This is a genomic window from Paracoccus sp. (in: a-proteobacteria) (genome assembly GCF_039808215.1).
Lineage (GTDB): Bacteria > Pseudomonadota > Alphaproteobacteria > Rhodobacterales > Rhodobacteraceae > Paracoccus.
Window position 1 is genome coordinate 1 of sequence record NZ_JBDHSP010000013.1, and the last position, 17549, is coordinate 17549.

Sequence of the window (17549 nt, forward strand, 5' to 3'; positions counted from 1 at the left end):
TCAGGCCCTGATCCGCTCCCAGCATGGGGGTCAAAATTGGGCGCCGATCCGGGGTCAGTATTGCGTGCCGATTGACACCGCGGGGCATTATCTCAAGCCACTGATGCCGGCATTCTTGATCAGGATGTCCATGATCCGTCCCGCAAGCGGGATCAGCCAAGCGGATACGACCTGCCTTGTCAAACAGCCGGCTGCGCGAAACCGGTCCGCATGACCGCAAAGGGAACAAGATACCCTCACCCTTTCTGGAAATGATCCACGATCTTCTGGGCCAGGGCCTCGTTGATCCCCTCGACCGCGGTCAGATCGGCCAGACCCGCGCGTGAGACCGCCTTGGCGGAGCCGAAATGCGCCAGCAGCGCACGTTTACGGGCGGCGCCGACGCCGGGGATCTCGTCGAGCGGGTTGGCGAAGGCCGCCTTGGTGCGGCGCGCACGGTGGCTGCCGATGGCCCAGCGATGCGCCTCGTCGCGCAGGCGCTGGATGAAATACAGCACCGGGTCGTTCATGCGCAGGGCAAAGGGGCGGGCGCCGTGGCGGTGGAACTCCTCCTTGCCCTGGTCGCGGTCTTCGCCCTTGGCGACGCCGATCATCGCGATGTCCTCGACCCCCATTTCCGCCATGACCTCATGCACGGCCGAGACCTGGCCGGCGCCGCCGTCGATCAGCAGAAGGTCGGGCCAGGCTTCGGTCTGGCGGTCGGGGTCCTCTTTCAGCAGGCGCGCAAAGCGGCGGGTCAGCACCTCGCGCATCATGGCGAAATCGTCGCCGGGGGCGATCTCGGTGCCCTTGATGTTGAACTTGCGATACTGGCTCTTGATCCAGCCCTCGGAACCGGCGACGACCATGCCACCGACGGCACTGCTGCCCTGGATGTGGCTGTTGTCATAGACCTCGATGCGTTGCGGGGGTCCGGCCAGGTCAAAGGCCTCGGCCAGACCTTCCAGAAGGCGGATCTGGGCGGCGCTTTCCGACATGCGGCGCGCCAGGCTTTCGCGGGCGTTCCGCAGGGCGTTTTCCACCAGCTCGGCCTTTTCGCCACGTTGCGGCACGCCCAGCGTCACCTTGCGCCCCGCCTTGGCCGAGAGCGCCTCGGTCATCAGATCGGGGTCCTCGATGCCATGCGACAGCAGCAGCATGCGCGGCGGGATCTTGCCGTCGTAGAATTGCACCAGAAACGCCTGCATCACCTCATCGGCCGATTCGACGCCGTTGAGCTTCGGATAGAAATCGCGATTGCCCCAGCTTTGATTGGCGCGGATGAAAAAGACCTGCACGCAGGCGAGGCCGTTTTCCAGATGCAGCGCGATGACATCGGCCTCGGGGATGCGGCGCGGGTTGATCGCCTGCACCTGCTGCACGGCGGTCAGCGCCTTGATGCGGTCGCGCAGCGCCCCGGCGCGTTCATATTCCAGCGCCTCGCTGGCCGCAGCCATCTCGCGCGCCAGTTCGGCCTGGATGCGGCTGCTGCGCCCGCGCAGGAACTGCGCCGCCGCATCCACCGAAGCCGCGTAATCCTGCTGCGAGATATGGCCGACACAAGGCGCCGAGCAGCGCTTGATCTGATACAGCAGGCAAGGCCGGCTGCGCGAGGCAAAGAAGGAATCGCTGCAGTTGCGCAGCAGGAATACCTTCTGCAACTGACTGAGGGTGCGGTTCACCGCGCCGGCGCTGGCAAAGGGGCCGAAATAGTCGCCCTTGCGCGACTTGGCGCCGCGATGCTTCATGATCTGCGGGAACGGATGGTCGCGCGGGATCAGGATGTTCGGAAACGACTTGTCGTCGCGCAAGAGCACGTTGTAGCGCGGCTTCAGTTGCTTGATCAGGTTCTGTTCCAAGAGCAGCGCCTCGGTCTCGGTGCGCGTGGTCAGGAACATCATGCTGGCGGTTTCGCGGATCATCCGCGCGATCCGCGCCGAATGGCCGCTGCCGCGGGCATAGTTCGACACCCGCGCCCTGAGGTTGCGCGCCTTGCCGACGTAAAGCACCGCGCCCTGCTGATCGAGCATGCGATAGACCCCCGGCGAGCCGTCGAGCGTCTTCAGATAGTCCTGGATCAGCGCCTGGCCGGTCTTGGTGCGGGGATCGGGGGGTTGGGAATCGCTCATATGGCCAGCCAATTGATTCTTGCCGCCGGCTGCAAGTTCCCGGCCGGGAGTTCAAGCAGAATCCTGTCCACGGAATCTGTGGATAAATCTGTGAATCTCCTTGGGAGCATGCTGCGATCACCTAGGCTTTGCAGGGGATTCAATGAATTGCACAAAATTTGGGCAATAATGCAGATCATTGAATTACAACGATAATTTTTCCAGTCACGGCAATCCCCTGAATCCCTTGCCAGAATCGTGAAGCCCATGTGACACCCGGCGGAAAGGTGGACAAGTTGTCGCGTCTCGGGCGAGTTTCGGCCTATTCCACACCCTGCACATCGGGGGTGCGCCAGCCCAGATGCTGGCCGCCGTCCACGCAGATCAACTGCCCGGTGACCGAGGGCGCGGCCAGAAGATAGCCGATGGCGGCACAGATGTCCTCGGGTCCGGCCCCGCGTTGCAGGATGGTCGCGGCGCGCTGCTGCGCGAAATGCCGGTCGGTCTGGCGGCCGCCGCGCAGGGTCGGGCCGGGGCCGACGGCATTGATGCGGATATCCGGCGCCAGCGCCTGCGCCATGGTGCGCGTCAGCCACCAGAGCCCGGCCTTGGCCAGCGCATAGGTCATGAATTCGGGCGTGGGCTTCAGCACACGCTGGTCCAGCATGTTCACCACCAGCGCCTGCGCCAGCGGCTCGCCGTCGCACAGGGGCGCGCGCGGCGCCTGGCGGGCGAAGGCCTGGGTCAGCACGAAGGGCGCGCGCAGGTTCGAGCCCATGTGCCGGTCCCAGCTTTCGCGCGTGGCGCTGGCGATGTCGTCATGTTCAAAGATCGAGGCATTGTTGACCAGCACCGTCAGCGGCCCCAGCGCGGCCTGGGCGCGCGGCACCAGCGCCTCGGTCTGGTCAAGATCCAGCAGGTCGGCGCCCAGCGTCACCGCGCGCACACCCAGCGCCCGCGCCGCAAGGGCGGTGGCCTCGGCGGCCTCGGCCGAGGCGTGGTAATGGATCGCCAGGTCATGGCCGCGCCGCGCCAGGTCCAGCGCGATGGCGCGGCCCAGGCGGCGCGCGGCCCCGGTCACCAGCGCGGTCATCTCGGCCCGATCCCCAGGACGCGCGCCAGCAGCCGGCGCACCCCCGGCCCGGCGGCCAGCGCCAGGGCGATGATGATCAGCAGGCAGACGAGCACGATCTTGATCATGCGCCGGTCCCGAAGCGCGAGAAGGCGGCGCGTTCCTCGAGCGCATGCAGCAGATCATCGGCGGACAGGCCGAAGCGGCGCAGCAGCGGCACGCGCTGGCCATAGGTCAGGAAGCGCACCTTGCGGCCATGGATCTCGCGCATTTTCGGCACCAGATGCGCGATGCCGTCGGCCAGCCCCAGCTCCACCGCCTCGCGCCCGGTCCAGATCTCGCCGGTGAAAAGGTCGCGGTCGCTGGTCAGCAGATGGCCGCGACGGGTGCGGATCTGCTGCTTGAAGGCCTCGTGGATCGGCACCAGCAGGCGTTCCAGCCGTGCCACATCCTCGGGCGTCTCGGGGCGGAACGGGTCCAGCATGGATTTCGAGGCACCCGCCGTATGCACGCGCCGTTCGATGCCGTGGCGCTGGATCAGCTCGGTGAATCCAAAGCCCGCAGCGATGACCCCCACCGAGCCCATGACCGAGCTTTCGTCGGCCCAGATGTGATCGGCGCTTGCGGCCAGCCAGTAGCCGCCCGAGGCCGCGACATCCTCGACGAAGGCATGCACCGGCACGCGATGCTCTTCGGACAGGCGGCGGATGCGGGCGCCGATCAGGCTGGACTGCACCGGCGAGCCGCCGGGCGAGTTCACCACCAGCGCCACCGCGGCGGGCTTGCGGCGGCGGAAGGCGCGTTCCAGCAACGGTGCCAGCGCCGCGTCGGACAGGCCGGGGGTGCCGCGACTGGCGGCGCCGATGGTGCCCTGCAGGCGCAGGACGGCGACAAGGGGCGGGCGGTTCAGGAACGGGATCTGCATGTCCATCCAGATAGGCGTGCGGTGGCGCCGCGGCAAGCGCCTAGCCGTGGCGGTTCAGGAAGACGGCGACCTCGGCCCGGTCGGGCATGGCGTCGCCTGCGCCGGGGCGGGTGACCTGCAGCGCCGCGGCGGCGGCGGCGTGGCGCAGGGCCTGGGCGATGTCCTCGCCGCGCGCCAGCCCGGCGGCAAACCAGCCGGCAAAGCAGTCGCCGGCGCCGGTGGTGTCCAGCGCAGACACGCGAAAGGCGGGCTGGTGCCAGACCTGGCCGCGCGTCAGGTCACGGTATTCCGCCCCTTCGGCGCCGCGGGTGATCAGCAGCCCCTCGACCGGCAGATCCTCGCCGAAGGCGGCGAAGGTGTCGCGCGCCTCGATGGCGTTGACCGCCAGGATCGAGACATGCGCCAGCACCTCGCGCAGGGCGGCGATCTGGAACGGCGCGGCGGAATAGATCACGCGGGCCCCGGCGGCGCGGGCGCGGGCGGCGGCGGCGGCCTGCAGGCTGGTCTCGTTTTGCAGCAGCAGGATGTCCTGCGGCCCGATCGCCTGCAGCGCCGCCAGCAGGCTTTCGGCGGGCAGGGCATGATTGGCGCCACCATGCAGGACGATCGAATTCTCGCCCGTGGCATCGACCAGGATGATGGCATGGCCGGTGGCGCTGCCGGGCAGGCGGGCAATGGCATCGGTCAGCACCCCGGCGGCCCCAAGCCGCGCGATCACCCAGTCGTCGCCCGCGCCCATGGCGCCCAGATGGTGCACCTCGGCCCCGGCGCGGGCTGCGGCCACGGACTGGTTGGCGCCCTTGCCGCCAAGCCCCAGGGCAAGGTCGCGCGCATGCAGCGTCTCGCCGGCGCGCGGCAGGCTGTCCAGCCGATAGACATGGTCGATATTGATCGAGCCGAAGTTGAAGATCGCCATGCAGCCTCCGCCAGCTTCCCGCCCATCTGAGCGGCGATGCTGCCGCTTGTCCATATGCCAGCGGCCCGGAAACGCAAAACGCGCCCCGGAGGGCGCGTTTTCTGGCGTTTCCGCCCGGGTTCACTCGGGCTTGCGCGGATGCTTCACCGACCACCACAGCTTCTTGTTGGTCAGATACAGCAGCACCGTCAGCGCGATCAGGAAGATGACCGAGACAAAGCCGATCTGCTTGCGGTCCATCATCTTTGGCTCGGCGGTCCACATCAGGAAGGCGGCCACGTCCTGCGCCATCTGGTCGACGGTGGCCACGGTGCCATCCTCGTAGGTCACCTGGTCGTCGCTCAGCGGCGCGGCCATCTGGATCCAGTTCCCGGCAAAGGCGGCGTTGTGGTAAAGCGTGGTGCCCGCCTCCTCCTTGTCCTCGCCGTCATAGCCGGTCAGCACGGCATGGATGTATTCCGGGCCGCCGACGCCGTTGAACAGCTGCGAGATGCCGGTGCCGTAGGGGCCGTGGAAGGCGGCGCGCGCCTTGGCCATCAGCGACAGGTCCGGCCCCATGCCCTCGCCCAGGATGGTCGGGAAATGGTCGGTCGGGATGCGCGGGCGGTCCTCGCCGGTGTCGGCGTCGGTGATGTCGAGATTGGCAGCATAGGCGCGGACCTGGTCCTCGGGCAGCTGCGGGCCGCCCGGGTCGCCCAGGGTGCGCAGCGGCACATAGCGCAAGCCGTGGCAGGCCGAGCAGACCTCGGTATAGACCTGCAGGCCGCGCTGCAGCTGCAGCTGGTCGAAGGTGCCGAAGGGCCCCTCGAAGCTGAAGGCCACATCCTCGATGTGATGCTCGACGGCGGGCTCGGCTGCTGCCGGTGCGGCAGCGGCCTCCTCGGCGGCGGGTTCGGCCTCCGGTTCGGCAGCGGCCTCCTCGGCGGCGGGTTCGGCCTCCGGTTCGGCGGCGGCCTCCTCGGCGGCGGGTTCGGCCTCCGGTTCGGCGGCGGCCTCCTCGGCGGCGGGTTCGGCCTCCGGCTCGGCAGCGGCCTCCTCGGCGGCAGGCTCGGCCTCCGGCTCGGCAGCGGCTTCCGCGGCGGCGGGCGCCTCGGTTGCTGCCGGCTCGACTGCGGCTTTCTCGGCGGCCTCGGCCGGTGCCGCCTCGACGGCAGGGGCCTCGGGTTCGGTGGTCGCAGGCTCGGCGGTCGCGGCGGGTGCCTCGGCCGCAGGTGCGGGCGCTGCCGGCTGGGTCGAGGTCGCGGGCGCCGCGCTGCCAGGCGCGGTGCTTGCCTCCTGGGCCATTGCTCCGCCTGCCAGGGCGACGGTCAGGGCCGCAACAGCCGTGAGCGAAACGATTCTCAGGGTCATTGTTGCCTCTCCTTACTCGGCAGGATGGGTTTTGGGCCCGTAATGGGCATTGAAGTCATCCTCGATGGTCTGCGGCATCGGCTCGGGCTTTTCGATCACGCCCAGCAGCGGCAGGATGATGAGGAAATAGGTGAACCAGTAGGCCGAGCCGGCCAGCGCGATATAGGGATAGATGCCCTCGGCCGGCATGGCGCCCACCCACATCAGCACCACGAAGTCCAGCGCCAGGAACCAGAACCACCACTTGAACTGCGGCCGATACTGGCCCGAACGCACGCGCGAGGTGTCAAGCCACGGCACCAGCGCCATGACCAGGATGGCGCCGAACATCGCCAGCACGCCGAAGAACTTGGCGTCGACGATGCCGAAGGTCAGCCAGTTCACCGCGATCACCGCCCAGACATCGGCGGTAAAGGCGCGCAGGATGGCGTAGAAGGGCAGGAAATACCATTCCGGCACGATATGGGCCGGGGTCACCAGCGGGTTCGCCTCGGTGTAGTTGTCCGGGTGGCCCAGGTAGTTCGGCATGAAGCCGACCACGGCAAAGAAGATCACCAGGATCAGCGACAGCGCGAACAGGTCCTTGATCACGAAATAGGGCCAGAAGGGCAGGGTGTCCTTCTGCGCCTCTTCCTTGCTGGTGCGGCGCACCTCGACCCCGGTCGGGTTGTTGTTGCCGGTGGTGTGGAAGGCCCAGATATGCACCGCGACCAGCGCCGCGATCACGAAGGGCAGCAGGTAGTGCAGCGAGAAGAAGCGGTTCAGCGTCGGGTTGTCCACCGCCGGCCCGCCCAGGAGCCAGGTCTGGATCGATTCGCCGATGCCCGGGATGGCGCCGAACAGGCCGGTGATCACCGTGGCGCCCCAGAAGGACATCTGGCCCCAGGGCAGCACATAGCCCATGAAGGCGGTGCCCATCATGCACAGGTAGATCAGCATGCCGATGATCCAGGTCACCTCGCGCGGGGCCTTGTAGGAGCCGTAATAGAGGCCGCGGAAGATGTGGATATAGACGGCAAAGAAGAACAGCGAGGCGCCGTTGGCGTGCAGGTAACGCAACATGTGGCCGCCGTTCACGTTGCGCATGATGTGCTCGACCGAGGCGAAGGCCATGTCGACATGCGGCGTGTAATGCATGACCAGCACGACGCCGGTGGCGATCTGCAGCACCAGGCAGAAGGCCAGCACGATGCCCCAGATCCACCACCAGTTCAGGTTCTTGGGCGTGGGGATCATCAGCGTGTCATAGACCAGGCTGACGATGGGCAGGCGGCGGTGCAGCCAGCGCTCGAAATCCGTCTTGGGCTCGTAATGGTCGTGGGGGATACCAGCCATGAGTGCCTCCTCAGCCCAGCTTGATGGTCGAGTCGTCGACGAATGCCGCGACCGGGATTAGCAGGTTCTGCGGTGCCGGACCCTTGCGGATGCGGCCCGCGGTATCATAGTGCGACCCGTGGCAGGGGCAGAACCAGCCGCCGAAATCGCCCGCGCCGTCGCCGATCGGCACGCAGCCCAGATGCGTGCAGACGCCGATCATCACCAGCCATTCGCCGGCCTCGTCGAGGGTGCGGTTCTCGTCCGTGGCGGCCTCGCCGGGCTTGTTCGCGTTCTCGGCATTCTGGTCGATCAGATCGCCCAGCGGCACCTCGCGGCCCTTCTGGATCTCTTCCTCGGTGCGGCGGCGGATGAACACCGGCTTGCCCAGCCATTTCACCGTCAGCTGCGTGCCGGTCTCGACGCCGCTGACATCGACCTGGATCGAGGCGAGCGCCTGCACGTCGGCCGAAGGGTTCATTTGGTTGACAAGGGTCCAGGCTGCGGCCCCGGCCGCGACGGTGCCGGCACCGGCCGTCGCGAAATAGAGGAAGTCCCTCCGGGTGGCGCCGTGATCGCCTGCGTGTTCGTCTGCGTGGGACACGGGTCTGATCTCCATTTATGCCCCGGGAATCGGGGCGATACGACGGAACGGGCCGTGCAATGCACCACCCTCGCGTCCGCGGTTCTAGCGATCAATCCTGCGTCAGTCCAGCGGCGCCGTTGCGCGGGTGCGGTCCATGGTGCCGCATGTGTGATTTTGGTGCCTCCGGCCCTGTGTCCTCCGCGCGCCGGCCCGGGCATGCCGCGGCTTTCGACCCCGGCGCCTTCGTGGCCTCAGGGGCCCGGAGCAGTGCCGCAAACCGGTGCCGCGAGCGTAGGTCGGGGGCGCGTCTAAAGCAGTCCCTGGCTGCGAAAGCTCAGCTCGCGGGACTTGCCGATGATCAGGTGGTCATGCAGCACGATGCCCATCACCTCGGCCGCGGTCTGGATGCGGGCGGTCATGGCGATGTCCTCGGCCGAGGGGGTCGGGTCGCCGGAAGGGTGGTTGTGCACGAGGATCAGGGCGCTGGCGTTCAGCTCAAGCGCGCGGCGCATGATCTCGCGCGGATAGACCGGAACGTGGTCGACGGTGCCCTCGGCCTGGGCCTCGTCGGCGACCAGCACGTTCTTGCGGTCCAGATAGAGGGCGCGGAACTGCTCGATCTCGCGATGCGCCATGGCGGTGTGGCAATAATCCAGCAGCGCGTCCCAGCTGCCGAGCACCGGGCGATGGATGACGCGCGACCGCGCCAGCCGCTGCGCCGCGGCCTCGACGATCTTCAGCTCCTGCATGACCGCGGGGCCGACGCCCGCCACCTCGGCCAGCCGCCCCGGCGCGGCCGAGATCACCCGGTTGAAATCGCCGAAGCGCTCCAGCAGCCGGCGGGCCAGCGGCTTGACATCCTGGCGCGGAATGGCACGAAACAGCAGCAGTTCCAGCAACTCGTAATCCGGCATGGCGGCGGCGCCGCCCTGCATGAAGCGTTCGCGCAGCCGGGCGCGGTGATCGGCCAGATAGCTGGGCGGGCGACCCTCGGCCAGCGGGGCCAGCGGCGCCTCGTCCCCCGCCGGGGTGGCGGCGGGGGCGAAAAGCGGCAGCGGGGCTTCGTGAAAGGCGCGATTCGATTCCATGCCGCCAGAGTGACATGCCAGAGGTGAACGGCGGGTTAACGCCGGGTCAGCCCTTCATCTCGTCCCAGAAACCCTTGATCTTGTGAAAAAATCCCTGGGTTTGCGGGTTGTTGTCGGCCTGGATGTCCTCGAATTCGCGCAAAAGCTCCCTTTGCCGGGCGGTCAGGTTCACCGGCGTCTCGACGGTCAGCTCGATCAGCATGTCGCCGGCCTCGTCATGCTGACGCGGGCCGTGGCGCAGCGGCGGCATGCCCTTGCCGCGCAGGCGCAGCTGCTTGCCTGACTGCGTGCCGGCCGGCACACGCACGCGTGAGCGGCCGCCGTCGATGGTCGGCACCTCGATCTCGCCGCCAAGTGCTGCCGTGGCCATGCTGACCGGGACCTGGCAGGCCAGGGTCTTGCCGTCACGCAAAAAGATCGGGTGGTCCCTGATCTCGATGAAGATATACAGATCGCCCGCCGGGCCGCCGCGCATGCCGGCCTCGCCCTCGCCGGCCAGGCGGATGCGGGTTCCGGTCTCGACCCCGGCGGGGATATTGACCGACAGCGTGCGGTCCTTCTGGATGCGGCCGGCGCCGTGGCAGTCCTGGCAGGGATTCTTCACGATCTGGCCATTGCCGTTGCAGGTCGGGCAGCTGCGCTCGACGGTGAAGAAGCCCTGGGTGGCGCGCACCTTGCCCATGCCCGAGCAGGTCGGGCAGGTCACCGGCTCGACCGCGCCCTCGGCGCCGGTGCCGCTGCAGGCGGCGCAGGCCACCGATCCGGGCACGGTGATCGCCTTCTGCAGGCCAGAAAACGCCTCTTCCAGCGTCACGCGCAGGTTATAGCGCAGGTCCTGCCCGCGGCTGGCGCGCGAGCGGCCGCCGCCATTGCCGCGCCGGCCCATCATGTCGCCGAACAGATCCTCGAACACATCCGCGAAGGCCGAGCCGAAATCGCCATGCGGATGGCCGCCGCGGCCAAAGCCGCCACCGCCGTTTTCAAAGGCGGCATGGCCGAAACGGTCATAGGCGGCCTTCTTCTGGTCGTCCTTGAGGCAGTCATAGGCCTCGTTCACTTCCTTGAACGCGGCTTCCGAGACCTTGCAATCCTTGTTGCGGTCCGGGTGCAACTGCCGGGCCTTGCTGCGGTAGGCCTTCTTGATCTCGTCGGCCGAGGCGCCGCGGCCGACGCCAAGCACCTCGTAAAAGTCACGTTTCGCCATGTCGATCGCGTCCGGGGTCCTGCAAGAATTGACCGGCCCGCGCGAATTTGCGGCGGGCCGGCCGGTTGGCTCACATCGCGCTTACTTGCGCTTGTCTTCGCCGAGATCCTCGAAATCGGCATCGACGATCTCGTCATCCACGTCACGCGGCCCGGCCTCGTGGCGCTCGGCATCTCCGGCGCCAGCCTCGGCCTGGCTGGCCTTGTAGATGGCCTCACCCAGCTTCATCGAGGCATCCATCAGGTTCTGGATGCCGCCCTTGATCTTGCCGGCATCCTCGGATTTCAGCGCCTCTTCCAGGGCGCCGACCGCCAGTTCGATCGCCTCGACGGTCGAGCCGTCCACCTTGTCGCCGTGTTCCTCCAGCGACTTCTTGGTGCTGTGGATCAGGCTTTCGGCCTGGTTTCTCGCCTCGACCAGTTCCTTGCGCGCCTTGTCGGCCTCGGCATTGGCCTCGGCGTCCTTGACCATCTTCTCGATCTCGTCATCCGACAGCCCGCCCGAGGCCTGGATGGTGATCTTCTGTTCCTTGCCGGTGCCCTTGTCCTTGGCGGAAACCGACACGATGCCGTTGGCGTCAATGTCGAAAGTGACCTCGATCTGCGGCATGCCGCGCGGCGCCGGCGGGATGTTTTCCAGGTTGAACTGGCCCAGCAGCTTGTTGTCGGCGGCCATCTCGCGTTCGCCCTGGAAGACCCGGATGGTCACCGCGTTCTGGTTGTCCTCGGCGGTCGAGAAGATCTGCGACTTCTTGGTGGGGATGGTGGTATTGCGGTCGATCAGGCGGGTAAAGACGCCGCCCAGGGTCTCGATACCCAGCGACAGCGGCGTCACGTCGAGCAGCACCACGTCCTTCACATCGCCCTGCAGCACGCCGGCCTGGATGGCGGCGCCCAGCGCCACGACCTCGTCGGGGTTCACGCCCTTGTGCGGTTCCTTGCCGAAAAAGCCGGTCACTTCCTCGATCACGCGCGGCATGCGGGTCATGCCGCCGACCAGCACGATCTCGTCGATGTCGCCCTTGGACATGCCGGCGTCCTTCAGCGCGTCGGCGACCGGCTTCATCGTGCGCTTGATCAGATCGCCCACCAGGCTTTCCAGCTTGGCGCGGGTCAGCTTCATCACCATGTGCAGCGGCGTGCCGCTGTTCTTGTCCATGCTGATGAAGGGCTGGTTGATCTCGGTCTGCGAGGCCGAGCTGAGTTCGATCTTGGCCTTTTCCGCGGCTTCCTTCAGGCGCTGCAGCGCCATCTTGTCCTTGGTCAGGTCGACGCCATGCTCTTTCTTGAACTCGTCGGCCAGATAGCTGACGATGCGCATGTCGAAATCCTCGCCGCCGAGGAAGGTGTCGCCATTCGTCGACTTCACCTCGAACAGCCCGTCGTCGATCTCGAGGATGGTGATGTCGAAGGTGCCGCCGCCAAGGTCATAGACGGCAATGGTCTTGCTGTCCTTCTTGTCCAGACCATAGGCCAGTGCCGCCGCGGTGGGTTCGTTGATGATGCGCAGCACTTCCAGGCCGGCGATCTTGCCGGCGTCCTTGGTCGCCTGACGCTGGGCGTCGTTGAAATAGGCCGGGACGGTGATGACCGCCTGGGTGACCTGCTCGCCCAGATAGGATTCGGCGGTTTCCTTCATCTTCTGCAGGATGAAGGCCGAGATCTGGCTGGGCGAATAATTGTCGCCGCGCACCTCGACCCAGGCATCGCCATTGCCGCCGTCGACGATGTGATAGGGGACCAGCTTCTTGTCCTTTTCCACCTCGGCGTCGGTGGTGCGCCGGCCGATCAGGCGCTTGACGGCAAAGACCGTGTTCGTGGGGTTGGTCACCGCCTGGCGCTTGGCGGGCTGGCCGACCAGGCGTTCGCTGTCGGTGAAGGCAACGATCGAGGGCGTCGTGCGCGCGCCTTCCGAATTCTCGATCACCTTGGGTTGGCTGCCGTCCATGATGGCGACGCAGCTGTTGGTGGTTCCGAGGTCGATGCCGATGACTTTGGACATGCAGTAACCTTTCTTGCGGCGATGTGCGGGTTTCCGGGTCCTGAAAAGGCACCCGGTCCCGATCCCTGGGTTGAGCGGAGGGTGGTTGTCCCGGGCCCTCCGGCGTTCATGGGGCTATATAGGAAGGGGTTTGGCGGGCTGCAAGCTGGCCCGCGGGCGGAAAATCGGTGCGGGCGGGGCCTTGGCGCCCTGCGCGGTTCAGCGCCCGGCCTGCCAGCTCAGCGAGGCGGATCTGCGGGTGACGAACTCGGCCATCAGCCCGACCATCAGCAGGACCAGCGTGGCATAAAGCGGATATTCCAGCGACGAGTTGCGCGGCGAATAGTTGATGAAGGCAAAGCCGCGCGTCTGGTCGATGATGTGAAACAGCGGATTCCAGGAAAACATGTGCAGCATCATCGTGGGCATCAGGTTGGCGACGAACATCTTGCCGGAAAACACCATGTTCAGCCGCTGATAGACCTGGGTCAGAACCTGCGCCCCCGAGGGCCACCAGGGCCGCAGCGCCAGGAAGATCAGGCCGATGCAGGCGCCCGAGAACCAGGCCAGCAGCAGCATGGCATAGCATGCCAGCGGCCGGTCGATATTCAGCGGCGTGACGAGATAATTGTAGGCGGTCAGCACCACGAGGCTTGAGAAGGTGTGGCGATAGAGCGAGGCCAGCGCCGCCGCGGAGATCATCACCGCGGTGTTCATCGGCCCGTGCTTGAGCATCTGGTTGCTGGGGCTGCCCGCGCCCGCCACGGCGCCGATGGTCTGGGAATGCGCCATGAACATGAAGATGCCGGACATGATGTAGACCAGATAATCGCCGCGGATCGGCGCCCGCCGCACCCCCATGATAGCAAAGATCAGGTAGAAACCCGCGATCATGGCGATGGCCTGCAGCACGGTCATGATCAGCCCGACGATGGCGTTGCGATGGCCCTTGCGCAGGTTGTTCACGGTGACATGATAGATCAATGCCAGCGTGGTGAACGCGGCCTCGACCATGTTGCGGTTGCGGCGCTGAGTGAACATGCCCGGCGGTGTCTTTCCTTGCGACAAGCGGGCGCGCTTGCCCTGTGCCTTTCGCCGCATCATAAGGAATGCGACCGCTGCATTCAATCGGCGCCGGACCCGGGGGCGGGCCGCACGGAAAGGAAAACCCATGCAATTCGATCGATTGATCGTCGAGATGCGCCGCCTTGCGCTTGCCGCCGGCGAGGAGATCATGCGCATCCATGACGCCGAGGATTTCGAGGTGCGCGCCAAGTCCGACGCCTCGCCGGTGACCGAGGCCGACGAGGCCGCCGATGCGCTGATCTCGGCCGGGCTGCGCGCGGCATTCCCCGACACCCCGCTGGTGACCGAGGAGCAGGCGGCGACGCACGGGCAAAGCCTTTCCACCTTCCTGATCGTCGATCCGCTGGACGGCACCAAGGAATTCGTGCAGCGGCGCGGCGATTTTACCGTCAACATCGCCTATGTCGAGCAAGGCACCCCGCGGCTTGGCGTCGTCTATGCCCCGGCCCGCGGCCGGCTGTTCTATACGCTCGCCGAGGGCGGCGCCGTCGAAGAGCGTGCCCCCTTCGGCCCGGCCCCGGGCGCGGTGGTGCCGATCGGGGTCAATTCGACGCCCGACAACCGCGGGTTGATGGTGGTGGCCTCGAAATCGCATCGCGATGCGGCGACCGATGACTATATCAACCGCTACGGCGTGCGCGACATGACCTCGGCAGGCAGCTCGCTGAAGTTCTGCCTGGTGGCCACGGGCGAGGCCGATCTCTATCCGCGCCTGGGCCGCACCATGGAATGGGACACGGCGGCGGGCGATGCGGTGCTGCGCGCCGCCGGGGGCGAGGTGGTGCGCTTTGACGACCACACGCCGCTGGCCTATGGCAAGCCCGGCTTCGAGAACCCGTTCTTCATCGCCTTCGCCCCCGGCGTTCGGCTGGTCAGGGACTGAGCCATGCCGGTCGTCATCGTCATCCCCGCCCGCCATGCCTCGACGCGCTATCCGGGCAAGCCGCTGGTCGAGCTGCGCGGCGCCACCGGCGCCGGGCAGTCGCTGATCCGCCGCAGTTGGGAGGCGGCGCGCGCCGTCGCCGGCATCGACCGGGTGATCGTCGCCACCGACGACGCCCGCATCCGCGACCATGCCGAAGGCTTCGGCGCCGAGGTGGCGATGACCTCGCCCGAGGCGCGCAACGGCACCGAACGCTGCGCCGAGGCGGTGGCCAATCTGGGCCTGACGCATGAGATCGTGGTGAACCTGCAGGGCGACGCGCCGCTGACGCCTTCGTGGTTCGTCGAGGACCTGGTGGCGGGGCTTGACGCCGATCCGGGGGCCGATGTGGCGACGCCGGTGCTGCGCTGTTCGGGCGCCATGCGCTCGGAACTGATCGCCGATCGCGTCGCCGGGCGGGTGGGCGGCACCACCGCGGTCTTTGGCCATGACCGGCGGGCGCTGTATTTCTCGAAAGAGGTGATCCCCTATACGGGCGCCGATTTCGCGCCCGGCGATCCGACGCCGGTGTTTCACCATGTCGGCGTCTATGCCTATCGCCCGGCGGCGCTGGCGGAATATCCGGCCTGGGGCGAGGGTCGGCTGGAACTGCTCGAGGGGCTCGAACAGCTGCGCTTCCTCGAACGCGGGCGGCGCATCCTCTGCGTCGAGGTGGAAGCGCGCGGCCGCGAGTTCTGGGAACTGAACAACCCCTCGGACGTGCCCAAGCTCGAGGCGATGCTGCGGCGCATGGGCATCGCCTGATGCCGCAGCCGCCCGGCAGGGTGCCGCGGACCAGCATCATCGTCGTCTCGCGCCACCGGCCGCAGCATCTGGCACGCTGCCTGTGGGCGCTTTCGCGCCAGGACCACCCCTGCCTTGAAATCGTGCTGGTCGCCGATCCGGCGGCGCTGGACACCTGCCCTGAATTGCCGCTGAAGCGGCGCGCCTTCGATCAGGCCAATATCGCGGCGGCGCGCAACGAGGGGCTGGCCCTGGCCGCCGGCGAGGCCGTGCTGTTCATCGACGACGACGCCATCGCCGCGCCCGGCTGGGCCAGGGCGCTGGCCGAACCGCTGGCCGATCCGCGGGTGATCGCCGCGACCGGCTTCACCCGCGGTCCCGACGGGCTGAACTGGCAGGTCCGGGCCGAGCGGATGACGCCTTCGGGCCGCACTCTGCCTCTGGCCATCGACCGGGCCACGCTGCTTGCCTCCGAGAACGGCAATCCGGTCAGCACGCTGGGCACGAATTGCGGCTTTTGCCGCGCGGCACTGCTGGAGATCGGCGGCTTCGATGCAGCCTTTGCCTATTATCTGGACGAAAGCGACGTGAACATGCGTCTGGCGGCGCGCTTTCCGCTGGCGCTGACCGCGGTGGTGCCGCAGGCCGAGGTGATCCACGGCATGGCCCCCGGTGCCGGGCGCGACAGTGGCGGCGTGCCGCGCGATCTGGCGGCCATCGGCCGTTCTGCGGCGATCTTTGCCGCGCGCCATGGCGGCGATCCGCATGGCCTGCGCGAGGACCAGCGCAAGCGGCTCTTGCGGCACATGCTGGCCGGGCGGCTGGATCCGCTGGCGGTGGCGCCGATCCTTGCGACGCTGGAACGCGGTCTGGCCGAAGGCGGGTGCGCGGTCCCGCCGCAGCCGCCGGCCTGGGACCGGCCCGGGCCGCCGGACTTTCGCCCCATGCCCGCGGCGGCGGCGGCGGTGCCGCTGTTTCTGGCCGGCTGGCACTGGCGGGCGCGCGAACTGCGCCGGCAGGCGGCGCAGGCGGTGGCCGAGGGCCGCAACGTCACGCTTTTGCTGCTGAGCCCGGGCTTTTGGCGCCACCGGCTGCACCTGACCCCCGGCGGCTGGTGGGAGCAATGCGGCGGGCTGTGGGGCGCGGCGCAAGCCGATGATCCGGCGGCGATTTTCCTGTCCCCGACCACCCGCATCGCCCGCGAGCGGCGAAACCTGTCCCTTCGCGGCAACTGAATCGGCAGAAAATCGCCTCGATTTGCCGAAAATCGCATTGCCTTAATGTTTCAGGGAACATAGGCGCCGGCCTTGCGCTTGTTGCGCAGGTGCCGGCAAAGTCGGATAAACGGCCAAGGCCGGCGCAGAGATCAGGAGACGAATTTCATGAGTCGCAAAGTCACCAAAGCCATTTTCCCGGTTGCCGGCCTCGGCACCCGCTTCCTGCCCGCCACCAAGAGCATCCCCAAGGAGATCATGACCCTGGTGGACCGCCCGCTGATCCAGTACGCCATCGACGAGGCGCGGGCGGCCGGGATCAAGGAGTTCATCTTTGTCACCTCGCGCGGCAAGGGCGCGCTCGAGGACTATTTCGACCACGCGCATGAGCTGGAATCGAACCTCAGGAAGGCCGGCAAGACCGAGCTGCTCGACATCCTGCGCAACACCAACATGGAATCGGGCGCCATCGCCTATATCCGCCAGCACAAGGCGCTGGGCCTTGGCCATGCGGTCTGGTGCGCGCGCCGCCTGGTCGGCAACGAGCCCTTTGCCGTGATCCTGACCGATGACGTGATCATGGGCGAGCCGCCCTGCCTGCAGCAGATGATCGAGGCCTATCAGGACACCGGCGGCAGCATGGTCGCCACCATGGAGGTGCCGCTGGACAAGACCAGGGCCTATGGCGTGCTTGACGTGGCCGAGGACATGGGCGCCATCGTGCGCGCCCGCGGCATGGTGGAAAAGCCCAAGGAAAACCCGCCCTCGAACCTGGCGGTGATCGGGCGCTATATCCTGGCGCCCTCGGTGATGAACAATCTCAACAAGCTCAAGCAGGGTTCGGGCGGCGAGATCCAGCTGACCGACGCCATCGCCGACGAGATCGAGGCCGGGCGCGATGTCTTCGGCCTGCGCTTCCGCGGCCAGCGCTTCGACTGCGGCTCGAAGGCGGGCTTCCTGCAGGCGACCGTGGCCTTCGGCCTGGCGCGCGAGGATCTGAAGGACGAGTTCTCGGCCTATCTCTCGGAACTGGCCGCAATGCGCAAGGCGGCGGAATAACC

15 protein-coding genes are annotated in these 17549 nt (G+C 67.3%); 4 read left to right on the forward strand and 11 right to left on the reverse strand.

Annotated elements, in window-relative coordinates:
* Positions 1-236: 236 nt before the first annotated feature.
* The 11 genes from uvrC to WMK75_RS06770 form a co-directional block, all read right to left on the reverse strand.
* Complete coding sequence (uvrC, locus tag WMK75_RS06720; RefSeq protein ID WP_347266899.1) at positions 237-2108, reverse strand: excinuclease ABC subunit UvrC; 1872 nt, start codon at positions 2106-2108, stop codon at positions 237-239.
* A 301-nt stretch (positions 2109-2409) separates the two neighbouring features.
* Positions 2410-3180 (reverse strand): SDR family oxidoreductase, encoded by a 771-nt coding sequence (locus tag WMK75_RS06725; RefSeq protein WP_347266900.1) that lies wholly within the window; start codon positions 3178-3180, stop codon positions 2410-2412.
* A gap of 103 nt (positions 3181-3283) precedes the next feature.
* A complete protein-coding gene (locus tag WMK75_RS06730) occupies positions 3284-4090 on the reverse strand; it encodes a S49 family peptidase (RefSeq protein WP_347266901.1) in 807 nt (268 codons plus the stop codon).
* Between the two features lie 34 nt (positions 4091-4124).
* Positions 4125-5000 carry a ribokinase gene (locus WMK75_RS06735; protein WP_347266902.1) on the reverse strand — a complete coding sequence of 292 codons (876 nt, stop codon included), beginning with the start codon at positions 4998-5000 and terminating at the stop codon, positions 4125-4127.
* Positions 5001-5120: 120 nt separating this feature from the next.
* A complete protein-coding gene (locus tag WMK75_RS06740; RefSeq protein ID WP_347266903.1) occupies positions 5121-6350 on the reverse strand; it encodes a cytochrome c1 in 1230 nt (409 codons plus the stop codon).
* 12 nt (positions 6351-6362) lie between these two features.
* Positions 6363-7685: a cytochrome b gene (gene petB, locus WMK75_RS06745; RefSeq protein ID WP_347266904.1), complete on the reverse strand. Its 1323-nt coding sequence runs from the start codon at positions 7683-7685 to the stop codon at positions 6363-6365.
* A 10-nt stretch (positions 7686-7695) separates the two neighbouring features.
* Positions 7696-8268: a ubiquinol-cytochrome c reductase iron-sulfur subunit gene (gene petA / locus WMK75_RS06750; RefSeq protein ID WP_347266905.1), complete on the reverse strand. Its 573-nt coding sequence runs from the start codon at positions 8266-8268 to the stop codon at positions 7696-7698.
* A gap of 290 nt (positions 8269-8558) precedes the next feature.
* Positions 8559-9338 carry a DNA repair protein RadC gene (radC, locus tag WMK75_RS06755; RefSeq protein WP_347266906.1) on the reverse strand — a complete coding sequence of 260 codons (780 nt, stop codon included), beginning with the start codon at positions 9336-9338 and terminating at the stop codon, positions 8559-8561.
* A gap of 46 nt (positions 9339-9384) precedes the next feature.
* Positions 9385-10542, reverse strand: a complete 1158-nt coding sequence (dnaJ, locus tag WMK75_RS06760) for a molecular chaperone DnaJ (protein ID WP_347266907.1) — start codon at positions 10540-10542, stop codon at positions 9385-9387.
* A gap of 81 nt (positions 10543-10623) precedes the next feature.
* Positions 10624-12543, reverse strand: coding sequence for a molecular chaperone DnaK (dnaK, locus tag WMK75_RS06765; protein WP_347266908.1), 1920 nt, complete (start codon positions 12541-12543; stop codon positions 10624-10626).
* A gap of 198 nt (positions 12544-12741) precedes the next feature.
* On the reverse strand, positions 12742-13563 hold the full coding sequence (locus WMK75_RS06770) for an ABC transporter (protein ID WP_347266909.1): 822 nt from the start codon (positions 13561-13563) through the stop codon (positions 12742-12744).
* Between the two features lie 130 nt (positions 13564-13693).
* Here WMK75_RS06770 and cysQ point away from each other — a divergent pair, with 130 nt between their 5' ends.
* The 4 genes from cysQ (at position 13694) to WMK75_RS06790 (ending at position 17547) form a co-directional block, all read left to right on the forward strand.
* Complete coding sequence (gene cysQ / locus WMK75_RS06775; protein ID WP_347266910.1) at positions 13694-14491, forward strand: 3'(2'),5'-bisphosphate nucleotidase CysQ; 798 nt, start codon at positions 13694-13696, stop codon at positions 14489-14491.
* 3 nt (positions 14492-14494) lie between these two features.
* Positions 14495-15295, forward strand: coding sequence for a manno-octulosonate cytidylyltransferase (locus WMK75_RS06780; protein ID WP_347266911.1), 801 nt, complete (start codon positions 14495-14497; stop codon positions 15293-15295).
* Entirely contained in the window at positions 15295-16509 is a 1215-nt protein-coding gene (locus WMK75_RS06785; protein ID WP_347266912.1) for a glycosyltransferase, read from the forward strand. Before WMK75_RS06780 ends, WMK75_RS06785 begins: the two co-directional genes overlap by 1 nt.
* Positions 16510-16656: 147 nt before the next feature.
* A complete protein-coding gene (locus WMK75_RS06790) occupies positions 16657-17547 on the forward strand; it encodes a UTP--glucose-1-phosphate uridylyltransferase (RefSeq protein WP_347266913.1) in 891 nt (296 codons plus the stop codon).
* The last annotated feature ends 2 nt before the right edge of the window (positions 17548-17549 follow it).

Coding starts and splice junctions, on each gene's coding strand:
- uvrC (WP_347266899.1), bottom strand. CDS start 2,108: ATGAGCGATTCCCAACCCCCCGATCCCCGCACCAAGACCGGCCAGGCG.
- WMK75_RS06725 (WP_347266900.1), bottom strand. CDS start 3,180: ATGACCGCGCTGGTGACCGGGGCCGCGCGCCGCCTGGGCCGCGCCATC.
- WMK75_RS06730 (WP_347266901.1), bottom strand. CDS start 4,090: ATGGACATGCAGATCCCGTTCCTGAACCGCCCGCCCCTTGTCGCCGTC.
- WMK75_RS06735 (WP_347266902.1), bottom strand. CDS start 5,000: ATGGCGATCTTCAACTTCGGCTCGATCAATATCGACCATGTCTATCGG.
- WMK75_RS06740 (WP_347266903.1), bottom strand. CDS start 6,350: ATGACCCTGAGAATCGTTTCGCTCACGGCTGTTGCGGCCCTGACCGTC.
- petB (WP_347266904.1), bottom strand. CDS start 7,685: ATGGCTGGTATCCCCCACGACCATTACGAGCCCAAGACGGATTTCGAG.
- radC (WP_347266906.1), bottom strand. CDS start 9,338: ATGGAATCGAATCGCGCCTTTCACGAAGCCCCGCTGCCGCTTTTCGCC.
- dnaJ (WP_347266907.1), bottom strand. CDS start 10,542: ATGGCGAAACGTGACTTTTACGAGGTGCTTGGCGTCGGCCGCGGCGCC.
- dnaK (WP_347266908.1), bottom strand. CDS start 12,543: ATGTCCAAAGTCATCGGCATCGACCTCGGAACCACCAACAGCTGCGTC.
- WMK75_RS06770 (WP_347266909.1), bottom strand. CDS start 13,563: ATGTTCACTCAGCGCCGCAACCGCAACATGGTCGAGGCCGCGTTCACC.
- cysQ (WP_347266910.1), top strand. CDS start 13,694: ATGCAATTCGATCGATTGATCGTCGAGATGCGCCGCCTTGCGCTTGCC.
- WMK75_RS06780 (WP_347266911.1), top strand. CDS start 14,495: ATGCCGGTCGTCATCGTCATCCCCGCCCGCCATGCCTCGACGCGCTAT.
- WMK75_RS06785 (WP_347266912.1), top strand. CDS start 15,295: ATGCCGCAGCCGCCCGGCAGGGTGCCGCGGACCAGCATCATCGTCGTC.
- WMK75_RS06790 (WP_347266913.1), top strand. CDS start 16,657: ATGAGTCGCAAAGTCACCAAAGCCATTTTCCCGGTTGCCGGCCTCGGC.